Annotated in this window: 14 protein-coding genes and 1 pseudogene; all 15 read right to left on the bottom strand. The window is 63.6% G+C overall.

Annotated elements, in window-relative coordinates; all coding sequences use genetic code 11:
• Positions 1-5: 5 nt before the first annotated feature.
• Entirely contained in the window at positions 6-494 is a 489-nt protein-coding gene (locus tag WM94_RS04945) for a type VI secretion system tube protein Hcp (protein ID WP_039613522.1), read from the bottom strand.
• Positions 495-725: 231 nt separating this feature from the next.
• Entirely contained in the window at positions 726-1,217 is a 492-nt protein-coding gene (locus WM94_RS04940; protein ID WP_061550607.1) for a DUF2867 domain-containing protein, read from the bottom strand.
• Between the two features lie 176 nt (positions 1,218-1,393).
• The gene (locus WM94_RS31065; protein ID WP_371264016.1) at positions 1,394-2,098 is read right to left on the bottom strand and encodes a methyl-accepting chemotaxis protein; all 705 of its coding nucleotides are present in this window, start codon (positions 2,096-2,098) and stop codon (positions 1,394-1,396) included.
• Between the two features lie 201 nt (positions 2,099-2,299).
• A pseudogene (locus WM94_RS31060) lies at positions 2,300-2,512 on the bottom strand (methyl-accepting chemotaxis protein); the annotation flags it as partial.
• A 1,112-nt stretch (positions 2,513-3,624) separates the two neighbouring features.
• On the bottom strand, positions 3,625-4,917 hold the full coding sequence (locus WM94_RS04930; protein WP_061550605.1) for an adenylosuccinate synthase: 1,293 nt from the start codon (positions 4,915-4,917) through the stop codon (positions 3,625-3,627).
• Between the two features lie 56 nt (positions 4,918-4,973).
• Entirely contained in the window at positions 4,974-6,161 is a 1,188-nt protein-coding gene (locus tag WM94_RS04925; RefSeq protein WP_013974431.1) for an ATP phosphoribosyltransferase regulatory subunit, read from the bottom strand.
• Between the two features lie 301 nt (positions 6,162-6,462).
• Complete coding sequence (gene hflC, locus WM94_RS04920) at positions 6,463-7,332, bottom strand: protease modulator HflC (RefSeq protein ID WP_013974432.1); 870 nt, start codon at positions 7,330-7,332, stop codon at positions 6,463-6,465.
• Entirely contained in the window at positions 7,332-8,513 is a 1,182-nt protein-coding gene (gene hflK / locus WM94_RS04915; RefSeq protein WP_061550604.1) for an FtsH protease activity modulator HflK, read from the bottom strand. The genes hflC and hflK overlap by 1 nt, the downstream gene beginning before the upstream one ends.
• 96 nt (positions 8,514-8,609) lie before the next feature.
• Positions 8,610-9,911 (bottom strand): ribosome rescue GTPase HflX, encoded by a 1,302-nt coding sequence (hflX, locus tag WM94_RS04910; protein WP_015272005.1) that lies wholly within the window; start codon positions 9,909-9,911, stop codon positions 8,610-8,612.
• A 12-nt stretch (positions 9,912-9,923) separates the two neighbouring features.
• Positions 9,924-10,184, bottom strand: a complete 261-nt coding sequence (gene hfq / locus WM94_RS04905; protein ID WP_003258160.1) for an RNA chaperone Hfq — start codon at positions 10,182-10,184, stop codon at positions 9,924-9,926.
• A 94-nt stretch (positions 10,185-10,278) separates the two neighbouring features.
• Entirely contained in the window at positions 10,279-11,250 is a 972-nt protein-coding gene (gene miaA / locus WM94_RS04900) for a tRNA (adenosine(37)-N6)-dimethylallyltransferase MiaA (protein ID WP_061550603.1), read from the bottom strand.
• A 1-nt stretch (position 11,251) separates the two neighbouring features.
• The gene (gene mutL / locus WM94_RS04895) at positions 11,252-13,147 is read right to left on the bottom strand and encodes a DNA mismatch repair endonuclease MutL (protein ID WP_061550602.1); all 1,896 of its coding nucleotides are present in this window, start codon (positions 13,145-13,147) and stop codon (positions 11,252-11,254) included.
• Positions 13,144-14,574 (bottom strand): N-acetylmuramoyl-L-alanine amidase, encoded by a 1,431-nt coding sequence (locus WM94_RS04890; protein WP_013974438.1) that lies wholly within the window; start codon positions 14,572-14,574, stop codon positions 13,144-13,146. Before WM94_RS04890 ends, mutL begins: the two co-directional genes overlap by 4 nt.
• A gap of 11 nt (positions 14,575-14,585) precedes the next feature.
• Entirely contained in the window at positions 14,586-15,044 is a 459-nt protein-coding gene (gene tsaE, locus WM94_RS04885) for a tRNA (adenosine(37)-N6)-threonylcarbamoyltransferase complex ATPase subunit type 1 TsaE (protein ID WP_206695211.1), read from the bottom strand.
• Between the two features lie 2 nt (positions 15,045-15,046).
• Positions 15,047-15,907 (bottom strand): NAD(P)H-hydrate dehydratase, encoded by an 861-nt coding sequence (locus WM94_RS04880; protein ID WP_039612441.1) that lies wholly within the window; start codon positions 15,905-15,907, stop codon positions 15,047-15,049.
• Positions 15,908-15,922: the final 15 nt, after the last annotated feature.

Here is a 15,922-nt window from a genome sequence, read left to right as displayed (position 1 = left end):
GCACCTCACGCATATTTCTTGTTGCTGATGCGATCCCAGCCGCCGGTCACATTGCCGCCGGCACTGCCGTCGAGGCGCTTCTGCCGTGTGTAAGTGGTCTTGATACGGCCATAGTTCAGTTGCACCACCTCGATCGGCACGCCGGCACTGGCGCTCTGGGTGTAGTCAGCGATGATCACTTCTTCGAGGACGACCTCGTAGTATTTGAGCTTGTCGCCACCCGCACGACACAGCACCAACTTCACTTCTTTCAGGTGCTGGCCGGCACAGCTGGCTTCCAGCAGCTTGCAGCTGGCGCTGTCCAGGTGCTTGGTGAAAGAGAAGTTGGTGAGGGTGGTGCGACCTGATGATGCGCCGCCCGCAGAACTGGCGGTGGCAGAGGTGCTCTGGTTGGCACCAAACTTATAGCCAGCGATCTCGATCCAGTTAGTGAACTGCTCGTCCAGCGCCTCACCAGCGATTTCGTTGATTTGAATATAAGCATCGAAAGCCATGCTTACCTCTCCCTGGTAATGTTTGGGCTGATAACGACAACGCTCTGACATTGTCGTCTTGCGGTTGTGCCTGAAAAGCGCACGGCGGTTTAGCGCTGTCGCCTCAAGGCCCGGTTGACACTAGTTCCCGGCGCCAAGCCACGCAATAGCACGCACCAACCAAAGCAAACTTTGGGAAATTACCTACAACATCAGGTAAAAATTCTGGTTTATCAGGTAAGAATCTGCTGCTTATCGACGCTCGAAACGATGGCCCTGCAAGTTGCTCAGCATCCGCCGCACGATCACGCCATGAACCCATCCAACCGGTACCATGTACAAACGCCCAAAGGTGTTGAAGCACTTCACCGAGGTGGTCACGTTCAACTGCGGGAAGCCGCACTCCCCTGTCGACACATCCATGCAGACCATGACGGCCAAGTGCGTATCGCGCGAGGTCAGCACCAGTTGCTGGTCGCTGATGGCCTCGACAGTGAAGAAGTCCAGACCCTCGCCGACGGCTGGTACATGCTCTGGATCGCGGCGAGTGAAGCCGTGGATATCGGCGACATTGAAACGACGTGAGATGAAGTCGCGAATGTGAAAAGCCAAGGCCAGCCAGCCGGGGACGTCCGAGGTCATGGCGCAGTAGGCTTGCAGGGCGGTCAGCGGTACCGTCAGCTGCACGCTGTCAGTGTGGAGAAAATCCAGGCATGCCTTGGCGGCGACCAGTTGGGCGGACATGAGCAACTCCCTTTGTCATGTGTCGCCGACAGCTTAGCAACATGACTCGCTGTAGGAGCGGCCTTGTGTCGCGAAAGGGCTGCGCAGCGGCCCCGGCAATTTCAGCATTCAAGCAGATATCCCGGGGCTGCTGCGCAGCCCTTTCGCGACACAAGGCCGCTCCTACAGGGACCGCATCAAGCTCTGAATTGGCCCAGGCTGGCACGCAGCTGTGCCGCCAGGTCATCCAGCACCTTGCTACTGGCCGTTGTCTGCATCACCACCTCGGCCGAGCGTTCGGCCTGGGCGTGTATGGTTTCCACCCGTCCACGCACTGCCTGCGCCCCGCTCGCCTGCTGCTCGGCCGCTCGGGTGGCCAGACCGATGGCTGCATGCACCTGCTCCACCGCTGCCTGCACCGACTGCTGGCGGCGCTCGTTGTCACGCAGCACCAGCAAGCCTTCGCTGGCCTTGAGACCCGCCTGGCTGATGGTGGCGACGGCTTCCTTGGCGCCCTTTTGCAGCGCGGCGATATGCGCCTGGATATCTCCCGTGGAACTTTGCGTCTTGCTCGCCAGCGCCCGCACCTCATCGGCCACCACGGCAAACCCGCGCCCGGTTTCGCCAGCACGGGCGGCTTCGATGGCCGCGTTCAAGGCCAGCAGGTTGGTCTGTTCGGCGATGCCGTGGATAACCGTCAGCACCACTTCGATCTGCTCGCTCTGCTTGGCCAGGCGCTCGATCACCTGGGAGCCGGCCTCCACCTGCCCGGCCAGGTTCTCGATCATACCGGCTAGCTGGGTTGATGTGCGGCTGTTCTCGTCAGTTGCCTGGCGGATATCCACCACCTGCTGCAGGGCTGCCTGCATCGCGTGGCTTTCAGCCTGGGCCTCGTCGGCCATGCTCGACAGGTCGCGCAGGCTGGCCGCCACTTCATCGCGTTGCAGCGCAGCGGCAGCATCGGCGCCGGCATTGCGCTGGGCCATTGCGCCAATCTCAACGCCGGTACGCTGCGCCACCTCGCCGGCCTCGCGCACGATGGGCTGCAGCTTGTCGACAAAGCGGTTCACCGCCGAGGCCATGTCGCCGATTTCATCGCGGCTGTCGAGCAGCACGCGCTTGGTCAGGTCGCCTTCACCGGCAGCGAGGTCGTCGAGTGCAGCGATCAGCAGGCGCAGCTTGCTCAACACCCGCCGGCCAAGCACCACGGCTACCACCAGCAGCACCCCCAGGCCGACCAGCACCAGCCCCAGGCCGATGCGCCAACGCAGCTCTGCAGCAGCATCGCGAACCGTCTGTGCTGTATTGGCCTGCATCGCGGCGGCGCTGCCCTGGGCCTTTTCCAAACGCTCGCGCAGGGTGTTGCCACTCTCGGCCGCAGCACCGACCAGGCTGTCACCGACCAGTTGCTCGCCACTGGTGATAAGGGCGGCGAAGCGCTGGTCGAGCGCCTTGAGCTCCTGGTCGATGCCAGCCGTGGAAACACCCATCACCACCTTGCCGATTTCCGCACCATTGGGGCTGATCGAGGCCTCGACGAAGTACACCGCCGGGTCCCGCCGTGCCGCGTCGATCACCTTGTCCAGCGCACGCTCGCCCTGACCTTTTTCCATCAACGCCTGGTTGATCGGGTTCTGCCGGTTCAGGTAGCGGGTAAGGTGCTGGCCCTGAGCGTCGTCGTAAACCACAAACAGCACGTTGGGGTTGCGCTGGGCGCGGCGCGCGAAGTCGGAGAGCACCGGCACGTCGTTGTCCCATATCGCCCGCGGTGCGACCGACGCCAGCAGCTCGGCCATATCGTTGGCGGAATCCTTGAGGTTCTTCTCCAGCGTGCTGCGCAGCTGCTGCTGCTCGCTTTGCAGGCGCGCCGACAAACCTGCGCTCAAGCGCTGGCGGGTGCTGCTGGAGAGGCCGTCGAGGCCTGAGCGCACATCTTGCCCGGCTTGCTCCAACTCACTGGCGAGTTGGCGGCTGTCATTGCCCAGGCGTTCACCCAGGTCGGCTTCCAGGGCGGTGACCGTGCTTCGGGTAAGCGCAACGGCGACCAGCACCTGCACCAAAAGAGCGATACCAAGGGCAACAAACACAGGCCGCAAAAGGCGGCTTCGTAACAGTGAGAGGATGGCAGACACGGTGTAACCCTCGTGTTTTCTGGCGCCACTATTTTGATGGCATCTTCAGAAACTTCTTACAGCAAGGGTTGTGCCGGGGTCAGCAGGGAAATGTGCCAAGGTCTAGCAATGAGGTTGCCCGCACGGGCCTCTTCGCGGGTGAACCCGCTCCCACATGGACCGCGCAGGTCCTGAGGACTTTGCGGTACCTGTGGGAGCGGGTTTACCCGCGAAAGGGCCGGGACAGGCATACCCCACAAATGAAAACGCCGCAGCCCCTTTCAGGGCCACGGCGTCAGATCAGCCTGGAAGGCAGATCAGGCGAACGGATGACGCAGAACGATGGTCTCGTTGCGGTCCGGGCCGGTGGAGATGATGTCGATCGGCGCGCCGATCAGCGCTTCGATGCGCTTGATGTAGGCGCGAGCGTTGGCTGGCAGATCTTCCAGGGTTTTCACGCCCAGGGTCGACTCGCTCCAGCCTGGCATCTCTTCGTACACCGGCTCCAGGCCGATGTAGCTGTCGGCATCGGAAGGCGCGTCGATGACGGCACCGTTCTCGTTCTTGTAGCCAACGCAGATGTTGATGGTTTCCAGGCCATCCAGTACGTCCAGCTTGGTCAGGCAGATGCCCGAAATGCTGTTGACGTCGATGGCGCGACGCAGGATCACGGCATCGAACCAGCCGCAACGGCGCGCACGGCCGGTGGTGGAGCCGAACTCATGGCCACGCTTGGCCAGGGTAGCGCCAGTCTCGTCGAACAGTTCGGTCGGGAACGGACCGGAACCTACGCGAGTGGTGTAGGCCTTGGTGATACCCAGGATGTAGTCCAGGTACATCGGGCCAACGCCAGAACCAGTGGAGATACCGCCAGCGGTGGTGTTGGAGCTGGTGACGTACGGGTAGGTACCGTGGTCGATGTCCAGCAGCGAGCCCTGGGCGCCTTCGAACATGATGTCCTTGCCGGCGCGACGCAGGTTGTGCAGCTCGGCAGTGACGTCGAGCATCATCGGCTTGAGCTGTTCGGCGTAGGCCATGCATTCGTCCAGGGTCTGCTGGAAGTCGATGGCCGGCTCTTTGTAGTAGTTCACCAGCTGGAAGTTGTGGTAGTCCAGCAGCTCACCCAGCTTGGCGGCGAAACGCTCGCGGTGGAACAGGTCGCCCACGCGCAGGCCGCGGCGTGCGACCTTGTCTTCGTAGGCTGGGCCGATACCGCGGCCGGTGGTACCGATCTTGGCTTCGCCGCGGGCTTTTTCGCGGGCCTGGTCCAGGGCAACGTGGTACGACAGGATCAGCGGTGCAGCCGGGCTGATGCGCAGACGCTCACGCACCGGTACGCCCTTCTCTTCCAGCTTGGTGATTTCACGCATCAGGGCATCCGGGGCAACGACCACGCCGTTGCCGATCAGGCACTGTACGCCTTCACGCAGGATGCCGGACGGAATCAGGTGCAGAACGGTCTTTTCACCGTTGATCACCAGGGTGTGACCCGCGTTGTGGCCACCCTGGTAGCGCACTACGGCGGCAGCATGTTCGGTCAGCAGATCGACGATCTTGCCTTTGCCCTCATCACCCCACTGGGTGCCCAGGACGACGACATTCTTACCCATTACATTGGTCCTCATTCACGCAAACTTGGTTGCCGGCCTACTGCCGGCGCAGAAACTCACTGGGCCAGCGGCAGAACCTGCCAGCGCCCGTCTTGCTGAATCAATTGCCGATCACAATCCGCCTCGAGAGCAGCACTCAACGGTTGGCCAGGCAGGGCCTGGACCACACGCTGGCCCTCGTTGCGCAACTGGCAGACTTGCTGCCAGAGGGCCGCGTCGCCACTGTCCGGCATCCAGATGCCGCCAGTTGGCAATACGACCTCCGCTCGCCCCAGTGTGACCAGGGTCTTCAAATCCGTGGAGAAACCGGTGGCCGGGCGGGCCCGGCCGAAATCGGCGCCGATGTCGTCATAGCGCCCGCCCTGGGCGATCGATTGGCCTTCGCCCGGCACGAACACGGCGAACACCACGCCTGTGTGATAGTGGTAACCGCGCAGCTCGCCGAGGTCGAAGTACAGCGGCAGGTCCGGGAAGCGCGACGCCAGGCGATCGGCGATCGCCAGCAGGTCGTCCAGCGCCGCCAGCACGCTGGCCGGGGCTCGGCCCAGGCGCACACGGGCTTCGGCCAGCACTTCGCGACCACCGCACAGTTCCACCAGCGCGCGCAGCATGTTGCCCAGGTCCTTCGGCAGGTCGGCGGTCAGCACCTGAACCTCATCCACGGCCTTGCGCTGCAGGGCGTCGAACAGCTGCTGCTCGACCGCGCCGGACAGGCCGGCAGCACGGGCCAGGCCGCGGTAGATACCGACGTGGCCCAGGTCCATGTGCACATCCGGCACATCGGTCAGCTGCAGCGTGGCGAGCATCAGGCTGATGACTTCGACATCGCTGGTGGGGCTGGCATCGCCGTACAGCTCGGCACCCAGCTGGATCGGGCTGCGCGAGGTGGACAGGGCACGCGGCTGGGCGTGCAGCACGCTGCCGGCATAGCACAGGCGGCTCGGGCCTTCACGGCGCAGGGTGTGGGCGTCAATGCGCGCCACTTGCGGGGTGAAGTCGGCGCGGAAGCCCATCAGGCGACCGGACTGCGGGTCTACTACCTTGAAGGTGCGCTGATCCAGGTCCTGGCCGGCGCCGGTGAGCAGCGACTCCAGGTACTCGATATGCGGGGTGACGACCAGCTCGTAGCCCCAACTCTGGAACAGGTCCAACACCTGGCGGCGCGCGATCTCGATTCGCGCGGCCTCAGGTGGCAGTACTTCCTCGATGCCATCTGGCAGCAGCCAGCGGTCTACCGTTGCCATTACGCCATTTCCCCTCTGGTCCGGGCGGCTTGCCAGCAGGCGAGCCGTCAGTAAAGCCGGTATCGCGCACAGCAGCGGGCAGCACTGATCCCAGCGCAGCCACCGTACCCGACACCCTCGAATTGCCTTGCGACCTGACCAATCCGCCAACTGGCGGTTTGCCAATCAACCTTGCAGACGCAAAAAAGCCGGGAAATTTCCCGGCTGCCTCATCATACACCCCTTTTCATTCAGGATGCACCCCGCCTGGCGTTTTAGCTGCCAGGCGGGGCGCCGCCGCATGAAAATCAGGGCCTGAGCATCACGGCCTGCTCTTGTCCAGGAAGCGGAAGAACTCGTTCTTCGGATCCAGGACCAGCACGTCGCTCTTGCTCGAGAAGCTCTCGCGGTACGCCTGCAGACTACGGTAGAACGCATAGAAATCAGCGTCCTGGGTGTAGGCCTTGGCGTAGATGGCAGCCGCCTGGGCATCGCCGTCACCGCGGGTTTCCTCTGCTTCGCGATAGGCCTCAGCCAGCAGTACGCGGCGCTGACGATCGGCATCGGCACGGATACCTTCAGCCAACTCGTTACCCTTGGCGCGGTGCTCGCGGGCTTCACGTTCACGCTCGGTGCTCATGCGGTCGAACACGCTGCGGTTAACTTCCTTCGGCAGGTCAATGGCCTTGACGCGCACGTCGACCACCTCGATACCCAGCTCCTTGGCGGCCATGCGGTTCAGCGAAGCAGTGATGTCAGCCATCAGCGCGTCACGTTCACCGGAAACCACTTCGTGCAGGGTACGTTTACCGAACTGGTCACGCAGGCCGCTTTCCAGACGACGCGACAGACGCTCGTCGGCGATCTGTTTCATGCCGGATGTGGCGGTGTAGAAACGTTCGGCGTCCTTGACGCGCCACTTGGCGTAGGCGTCGACCATCACCGCTTTCTTCTCCAGGGTCAGGAACCGCTGGGTCGGGGCGTCGAGGGTCATCAGGCGGGCGTCGAACTTGCGCACCTGGTTCACGTACGGAATCTTCACGTGCATGCCCGGCTGTACATCCGCCTGGACCACCTTACCGAAGCGCAGCAGTACCGCACGTTCGGTCTGGGACACGATGTAGAAGCTGTTCCAGGCCACGATGGCCAGGACCACGGCGGCGATCAGGGCGATCAGCGATCTGTTGCTCATCAGCGGCTCTCCCTAGTGCGCAGCGGCTGCTGTTGCTGTTGCAGGTCCTGCGCCGCACGGGCGGCCGCATCGTTGACCGATGGCGACACGCTGGTGGTCGGCGCGGACGGGTTGCGGCTGCCTTCGACCATCTTGTCCAGCGGCAGGTAGAGCAGGTTGTTCTGCCCGTCCTTGGTTGCCACCATGACCTTGCTCGAATTGCTGTAGACCTCTTGCATGGTCTCCAGGTACAGGCGCTGACGGGTCACGTCAGGTGCCTTGCGGTACTCGGCGACCAGCTTGGTGAAGCGATCGGCCTCACCCTTCGCGCGGGCAATGACTTCGTCGCGGTAACCGTTGGCGTCCTCGATGATGCGCTGGGCCTGACCGCGGGCTTCCGGCACCACGCCATTGGCGTAGGACTCGGCCTGGTTGCGGGCACGCTGCTCGTCTTCACGGGCTCGGATCACGTCGTCGAAGGCTTCCTGCACTTCACGCGGGGCAGCCGCGCTCTGTACGTTGACCTGGGTGACAGTGATACCGGTACGGTAGGTGTCGAGGAAACGCTGCAGGCGCTCGCGGATATCCACGGCCATCTGCTCACGACCTTCGGTCAGCACCTGGTCCATCGAGGTGGAGCCCACCACATGGCGCAGGGCACTGTCGGTCGCGTGCTGCAGGCTGACCTCAGGCTGGTCGACGTTGAGCACGAAGTCCTGCAGGTTGCTGATCTTGTACTGGACGGTCAGCGGTACCTCGACGATGTTCTCGTCTTCGGTCAGCATCTGGCCTTGCTTGGTATAGGCACGCTCGCGCGTGACGTTCTCCATGTACTTGCGATCGATCGGCGGGAAGTAGATGTTCAGGCCGGGACCGACCGTCTCATAGTACTTGCCGAAGCGCAGCACCACGGCCTGCTCCTGCTCGTCCACCACGTACACAGCGCTGTACAGCCAGATTGCAGCCAGCACAGCCAGGCCGATGCCCAGCAAGCCCAGGCCACCGCCCTTGCCGATATTGCGGTCGCTGCCGCCACGTTTCTTGCCGCTGCCGAACATGCCGTTCAGGCTGTCCTGCAATTTGCGGAAGGCCTCGTCCAGGTCCGGTGGACCTTTCTTGTCACCACCGCCGCCACCGCCATTCCGGCGACCGCCCCAGGGATCCTGATTGTTCGAGTTGCCACCCGGCTCGTTCCAAGCCATAGCGCTCTCCATCTGATAAAGCAAAGACGCGCCCACGGCGCGCCGTCCAATGCTACAGAATGCCTGTCACTGCTGCCCGGCGACCTCGACGAGCATTTATTGCAAAGTGTGTTGCTCGACAAACACTTGCGGCTCCATGCCTTCGCGGCTGACCAGGCGATTCAGTTCGACCATGGGCAGTCGCACGCTCAGCAGGCTGCGCCCTTCTTCATCATGCTCTTCACTCTGCACGGCACCCAAGGCAAAGAATTGCGCGCGCAAGCGGGCAAAACGCTGCTCCAGACACAGGGTACCGACAAACAGATCATCCCCCAGCAACTCGGCAATCGCCTGGCCGACCAGCTCCAGGCCACGCCCATCGCGTGCCGATACCCAGACCCGTTCCGGCTTGCCATCGGCATTGCGCTGGATCTGCGGCTCGACATCTTCGAGCAAGTCGAGTTTGTTATACACCTCGAGGATCGGCAACCCTTCGGCACCAATCTCGCCCAATACCGCCAGCACCTGCTCGATCTGCTCCATGCGCTCCGGCTCATGGGCGTCGATCACATGCAGCAACAAGTCGGAGTTGCTCGACTCTTCGAGCGTAGCCCGAAATGCCTCGACCAGCTTGTGCGGCAGGTGCCGAATGAAGCCCACGGTGTCGGCCAGCACGATCGGCCCCAGGTCGTTCAGCTCGAGCCGGCGCAGGGTCGGGTCGAGGGTGGCGAACAGCTGGTCCGCAGCATACACCTCGGATTCTGTCAGGGCGTTGAACAGCGTGGACTTGCCGGCGTTGGTATAACCCACCAGCGATACCGACGGAATGTCCGCACGCTTGCGCCCGCGGCGTGCCTGCTCGCGCTGGCTGCGCACCTTCTCCAGGCGTGACTTGATCTGGCGAATGCGCACCCGCAACAGGCGGCGGTCGGTTTCCAGCTGGGTTTCACCCGGGCCGCGCAGGCCGATACCACCCTTCTGTCGCTCAAGGTGGGTCCAGCCGCGCACCAGCCGCGTGCTCATGTGCTCGAGCTGGGCCAGTTCGACCTGCAGCTTGCCTTCATGGGTACGCGCCCGTTGGGCGAAAATATCGAGGATCAGCCCGGTGCGGTCGAGCACACGACACTCGAACACACGTTCGAGGTTGCGCTCCTGACTGGGCGTGAGGGTGTGATTGAAAATCACCAGGTCTACCTGCTCGGCATGGACCAGGTCGTGCAACTCTTCGACCTTGCCACTGCCAATCAGGTATTTGGCGGAAGGCTGATGCCTTGCCACCGTGACCAGCGAGACGATGTCGGCACCGGCCGACAATGCCAGCTCCTGAAACTCCTGCGGGTCTTCGCGCGCCTCAGGGTTCTGACCTTCCAAGTGAACGAGCAACGCCCGCTCACCACCACCGTGGCGCTCAAAGAACAATGCAGGCTCCTATCAGGCGTTGCCTGGCTCGCTGTCGCCGTGTTCGGAATCGGACGGGCTTGGCAGACGAACCGGACGGGCAGGAACCACGGTCGAAATGGCGTGCTTGTAGACCATCTGGCTGACGGTGTTCTTCAGCAGTACCACGAACTGGTCGAAGGACTCGATCGAACCCTGCAGTTTGATGCCGTTGACCAGATAGATGGATACCGGGACCTTTTCTTTTCTCAAGGTGTTCAAGTAAGGGTCTTGTAGCGAATGCCCTTTTGACATATGCCGCACTCCTGTAAGGATAAATAATAGAAAATCAAGAAAATCGATAAATTAGGCCGCCCCTTCGCAAGAATAGACGGCAATCAGCAGGGACTCAGCTCAATATGGAGATGGCCCCAAGGTATTTCAAGGTGCGGGACAGATTGTCGCAGGCCAGGCTGTCAAGCCAGTGTACTTCAGGCCAGCCACGCAACCAGGTGAACTGCCGCTTGGCCAGCTGCCTGGTGGCAATGATACCGCGTTCACGCATCTCATTCTCAGTCAGCTTGCCGTCCAGGTAATCCCAGACCTGCCGATACCCCACTGCCCGTATAGACGGCAGCCCGGCGTGCAAGTCACTTCTGGCTCGCAGCGATCGGACCTCGTCGACGAAGCCCTGTTCCAGCATCTGTGAAAATCGTAACGCAATTCGCTGATGCAAAATGTGACGATCTGTAGGAGCAATCGCCAAACTCGCGACAGTATAGGGCAAATGTCCGCCAGCGCCTGCGTCTGCGCCGCGACTTTCCGCGAATTGACGCTGTCGATGTGCCGTCATGCTCTCGCCACTCACCCGGTACACCTCCAACGCCCTGATCAATCGCTGCGGGTCATTGGGGTGGATGCGCGCCGCCGACTCAGGATCAACCTCGGCCAACTGGCGGTGCAACTCGGCCAGGCCCAGCGCTTCGGCCTGGGCTTCCAGCTCGGAACGCACAGCGGCATCGGCCGCCGGCATGTCGGCCAGGCCATCGATCAACGCCTTGTAATAGAGCATGGTGCCGCCCACCAGCAGCGGGATCTTGCCGCGCGCGGTGATCTCGGCCATGGCCTCCAGGGCATCGGCACGGAACTGCGCAGCCGAATAGCTCTCGGCCGGGTCGCGAATGTCGATCAGCCGGTGCGGGTGAGCGGCGAGGATTTCTTTCGACGGCTTGGCCGAACCGATGTCCATGCCGCGATAGACCAGCGCCGAATCGACGCTGATCAGCTCGCACGGCAGTACTTTGGTCAGCTCGATGGCCAGGTCGGTCTTGCCGGCCGCCGTCGGGCCCATCAGGAATATTGCAGGGGGCTTGCCGCTCATTTCATCGACCGCGCAGGAAGAGTTTGTCCAGGTCGTCCAGGCCCATCTGGGTCCAGGTGGGGCGACCATGGTTGCACTGGCCGCTGCGCTCGGTGTTTTCCATGTCACGCAGCAGGGCGTTCATCTCGGGGATCGCCAGGCGCCGGTTGGCGCGCACGGCACCGTGACAGGCCATGGTACCGAGCAGCTCGTTGAGGTGCGCCTGGATACGGTCGCTGGTGCCGTATTCCATCAGGTCGGCGAGTACATCCTGCACCAGGCGGTTGGCCTCAGCCTGCTTGAGCAAAGCCGGGATCTGGCGGATAGCCAAGGCCTCGGGGCCCAGACGCTGCAGTTCGAAACCCAGCCGTTGGAACCACTGCGCGTGCTCTTCGGCGCAGTCTGCTTCACGCTGGCTCAGGGCCAGGGTCTCGGGCACCAGCAGCGGCTGGCCGCTGAGGCCTTCGCTGGCCATGGCCACCTTGAGGCGCTCGTACATGATGCGCTCGTGAGCGGCGTGCATGTCTACCAGCACCAGGCCAATGGCATTTTCGGCCAGGATGTAGATACCCTTGAGCTGCGCCAACGCGTAGCCCAGCGGTGGAATATCGCCCTGGCTTTCAGGCAGCGTCGTCGGCACCGCGCCTTCATCCAGCGGTTTGTAGAACTCGCGATACACCGCCTGTGCCTCGGCGGCCGGCAGCGGCTGCGAGGGGCGCGGCGTGTACTGGTACTGGTAACCCGCACCACTACCACCGCTGGAGAATGACTGCTGCGGGCCACGTGGCTGCTCGAGCACCGGCGAGGCCAGGCGCATTTCGCCCTGGGGGCCGAACTCACCGGCCTGCGGGCCCGTGGGGCGGACCACTTCGGGTACGGCAACTGGCGCCGCCAACTGGTCTTCCGGGCGCACATCGGCCAGGGCGCGATGCAGGGTGCCATACAAGAAGTCGTGCACCGAGCGCCCCTCGCGGAAACGCACTTCGTGCTTGGTCGGGTGCACGTTGACGTCGACGCCGTTGGGCTCCAGCTCCAGGAACAGCACAAAAGTCGGGTGCCGACCATTGAACAGCACGTCGCGGTAGGCCTGGCGCACGGCGTGGGCGACCAGCTTGTCGCGCACCGCACGGCCGTTGACGAAGAAATACTGCAGGTCCGCCTGGCTGCGCGAGAACGTCGGCAGGCCGACCCAACCCCAAAGGCGCAGGCCGTTGCGTTCCACGTCGATCGGCAGCGCCTGCTCCATGAAGCCCGGACCGCAGATGGCGCCTACCCGCCGCGCACGGGCGGTTTCATCGTGGGCCTCGTGCAGGCTGAGGATGCTCTTGCCGTTGTGGCGCAGGTGGAAGCCGACATCGAAGCGCGCCAGCGCCAGGCGCCGTATCACTTCCTGCAGGTGATCGAATTCGGTTTTCTCGGCTTTGAGGAACTTGCGCCGGGCCGGGGTATTGAAGAACAGGTCGCGCACTTCCACCGAAGTACCCACCGGGTGCGCCGCCGGCTGCACCCGCGGGGTCATGTCCCGGCCTTCGGTTTCTACCTGCCAGGCCTCGGTAGCGCTGGCGGTACGCGAGGTCAGGGTCAGGCGCGCCACCGAGCTGATCGAGGCCAGGGCCTCACCACGAAAGCCCAGGCTCAAGACCCCTTCCAGATCCTCCAACTCACGGATCTTGCTGGTGGCGTGACGGGCCAGGGCCAGCGGCAGGTCGTCGGCGGAGATGCCGCTGCCATCGTCTCGCACTCGCAGCAGCTTGACGCCGCCCTGCTCAACTTCCACGTCGATACGCCGGGCGCCGGAGTCCAGGCTGTTCTCCAGCAACTCTTTGGCGACAGAGGCCGGCCGCTCGACAACCTCGCCGGCGGCAATCTGGTTGGCCAGCCGCGGGCTGAGCAGCTGGATGCGCGAACCGCCACTCATTGGGAGGCCAACGTGGTAGCAGGGATATCGAGGCGCTGGCCGACCTTCAGCTCATCGGTCTTGAGGCTGTTGGTGCTGCGCAGGCTGGTGACGCTGACCTGGTAGCGAACGGCAAGCATCGCCAGGGTCTCGCCAGGGCGCACCGTATGCTCACGCGGGCCAGCGGCGATCTTGCCGGTATCGCGCAGCCAGGCGATGTAGGTGCCTGGCGGCGGGTTCTGCTGGAAGTACTGGCGCACACCGGTATGGATCGAACGGGCCAGGGCCTGCTGATGGCTGGCGGTGGCCAGCTTGGCAGCTTCGTTGTTGTTCGAGATGAACCCGGTTTCAACGAGGATCGACGGAATATCCGGCGACTTCAGCACCATGAAGCCGGCCTGTTCCACCCGCTGCTTGTGCAGGGAGGTAATGCGGCCCATGTTGCCCAGCACCTTCTGCCCGACATTGAGGCTGGAGCTGAGCGTGGCGGTCATCGACAGGTCGAGCAGCACGCCGGCCAGCATGCGGTCCTTGTCGTCGAGGCTGACGTTACCGGCACCACCGATCAGGTCGGAACGGTTTTCCGTGTCGGCCAGCCAGCGCGCGGTCTCGGAGGTAGCGCCGCGGTCGGACAGGGCGAACACCGAGGCGCCAAAGGCGGCGCGGGATGGCGCGGCGTCGGCATGGATCGAGATGAACAGGTCGGCGCCCTTCTTGCGGGCGATTTCCGTGCGCTTGCGCAGTGGGATGAAGTAGTCGCCGGTACGGGTCAGCTCGGCCCGGAAGCCTTTTTCGCTGTTGATCTGGCGCTGCAGTTCCTTGGCGATCTGCAGCACGATGTCTTTTTCATGCTGGCCACGCGAGCCGGATGCGCCCGGGTCTTCGCCGCCGTGACCGGCGTCGATGGCAACCACGATGTCACGCTTGCCGTTGGGAACCGGCGGCAGCTTGATGGCAGGCTGGGCCGGGGTCACCGGTACTGCTGGCGTGGTTGCAGGCGTTGGTGCCGGAGTCGGGGCCGGAGTCGGCGCGCTGGCCGCGATGGCGTCAGCCTCCTGATCGTACAGGTCGACCACCAGGCGGTTGCCGTACTGGGCATTGGGCGCCAGGGTGAAGCTTTTTGGGGTGACCGACTTTTTCAGGTCGACCACCACGCGCAGGTCTGTCGGGGTGCGCTGAGCCGAACGCACGCTGCTGATCGGCGTATTGGAGGTAGCCACGTTCAGTGGCGCGGCCAAGGTCGCGCCATTGATGTCGATAACCAGGCGATCAGGTGCGCTCAGGGTGAAGACGCTGTGCTGCACGGGGCCAGACAGGTCGAAGACCAGCCGCGTGTTGTCCGGCGCGCGCCACAGGCGCATGCTCTTGACTTGAGTGACGGCCAGAGCGTCAACGGTCACCGTTGTCAGCAGCAGCCCAACGATGGCGACCAGTGCGCGTATGCGCATACCTACCCCACTTACTGTTTATAGTGTTCGGCCAGTGCCACGCACCAGGCCTCGCCGCGAGCCCCCTGCGGCGAAAGGTTCAGCGAGCGTCCGCCCGCTTGGGGGCTTATGGTAATGGTCAGGTCGGGCTTTGGCAAAACGCCCGCACCCTTTTGTGGCCACTCGAACAGGCACAGCGGGTCGCCCTCGAAATAGTCACGAATGCCCATGAACTCCAGCTCTTCCGGATCGACCAGGCGATACAGGTCGAAATGGAACGCCCGCACCTCACCGATCTCGTAAGGCTCGACTACGGTGAAGGTCGGACTTTTCACTGCACCAGTATGGCCCAGGCCACGAATCAGGCCACGCGACAGCGTGGTTTTGCCCGCGCCCAGGTCACCTTCCAGAAAAATCACGCCGTGACCGCCGGTCACCTCGGCCAGTTGTGCGCCGAATTTGACCGTGGCCGCTTCATCGGCCAGAAACAGGTTTAAGCCAGACACGCTGAATGCTCCTCCAACAACTCACGAATGACCGGTGCCAGATCGCTGGCAGCCAGGCCTCTACCTTTTACGCCCAGACGCTCGCCGGCACAGGCGTGCAGCCATACCCCCAGCCCCGCGGCGTGCCAGGCATCCAGGCCTTGGGCCAACAGCGCCGCCAGCACGCCGGTCAGCACATCGCCCAGGCCGGCACCGGCCATGGCCGGGTGGCCACGTTCGCACAACAGCAGTTGCCCGGCCGGGTCGGCTACCAGAGTGCCGGCCCCCTTGAGCACGCAGACGCTGTTGTAACGGCGCGCCAGCTTGCGTGCGGCACCCGGGCGGTCCGCCTGCACAGCCTCGGTGGAAATGCCCAGCAGCCGCGCCGCCTCCCCGGGGTGCGGGGTAAGGATGCTGCCACTGGGCAGGGCCAGCGGGGTGCGCGCCAGCAAGTTCAGGGCATCGGCGTCCCACACCTGTGGGCGCTCGGCATTGGCCACCGCCGACAACAGGCTGCGGCCCCAGGCTGCCTGGCCCAGGCCAGGGCCGACCACCAGCACCGAAGCGCGCTCCAGCACGCCCATCAGCTGGTTGGCCGAAGTGGCGCCCAGGCACATGACCTCGGGCAGGCGCGCCAGGCTGGCAGTCACGTGTTCAGGCCGGGTCGCCACGCTGACCAGCCCCGCGCCACAGCGCAGGGCGGCTTCGGCACTGAGCAGCACAGCGCCTCCGGTACCAAGGTCGCCACCGACCACCAGTACATGGCCGAAGTCGCCTTTATGGGCATGCGCATGCCGTGCCGGCAGGTGCGCGACAGTCACGCTGCTGAGCAATTGAGGGGTATGGCTGGGGTGTTTGGTCTGCGGCATGGGGTCAAAGGCTCC

Source organism: Pseudomonas sp. ABFPK (assembly GCF_001586765.1).
In the GTDB taxonomy this organism is placed as follows: Bacteria; Pseudomonadota; Gammaproteobacteria; order Pseudomonadales; family Pseudomonadaceae; genus Aquipseudomonas; species Aquipseudomonas asiatica.
Note: the sequence above shows the minus strand (reverse complement) of the source record. Positions and strands in the feature narration are given on the sequence as shown.

Coding starts and splice junctions, on each gene's coding strand:
- WM94_RS04945 (WP_039613522.1), bottom strand. CDS start 494: ATGGCTTTCGATGCTTATATTCAAATCAACGAAATCGCTGGTGAGGCG.
- WM94_RS04940 (WP_061550607.1), bottom strand. CDS start 1,217: ATGTCCGCCCAACTGGTCGCCGCCAAGGCATGCCTGGATTTTCTCCAC.
- WM94_RS31065 (WP_371264016.1), bottom strand. CDS start 2,098: ATGGCCGACGAGGCCCAGGCTGAAAGCCACGCGATGCAGGCAGCCCTG.
- WM94_RS04930 (WP_061550605.1), bottom strand. CDS start 4,917: ATGGGTAAGAATGTCGTCGTCCTGGGCACCCAGTGGGGTGATGAGGGC.
- WM94_RS04925 (WP_013974431.1), bottom strand. CDS start 6,161: ATGGCAACGGTAGACCGCTGGCTGCTGCCAGATGGCATCGAGGAAGTA.
- hflC (WP_013974432.1), bottom strand. CDS start 7,332: ATGAGCAACAGATCGCTGATCGCCCTGATCGCCGCCGTGGTCCTGGCC.
- hflK (WP_061550604.1), bottom strand. CDS start 8,513: ATGGCTTGGAACGAGCCGGGTGGCAACTCGAACAATCAGGATCCCTGG.
- hfq (WP_003258160.1), bottom strand. CDS start 10,184: ATGTCAAAAGGGCATTCGCTACAAGACCCTTACTTGAACACCTTGAGA.
- miaA (WP_061550603.1), bottom strand. CDS start 11,250: ATGAGCGGCAAGCCCCCTGCAATATTCCTGATGGGCCCGACGGCGGCC.
- mutL (WP_061550602.1), bottom strand. CDS start 13,147: ATGAGTGGCGGTTCGCGCATCCAGCTGCTCAGCCCGCGGCTGGCCAAC.
- WM94_RS04890 (WP_013974438.1), bottom strand. CDS start 14,574: ATGCGCATACGCGCACTGGTCGCCATCGTTGGGCTGCTGCTGACAACG.
- WM94_RS04880 (WP_039612441.1), bottom strand. CDS start 15,907: ATGCCGCAGACCAAACACCCCAGCCATACCCCTCAATTGCTCAGCAGC.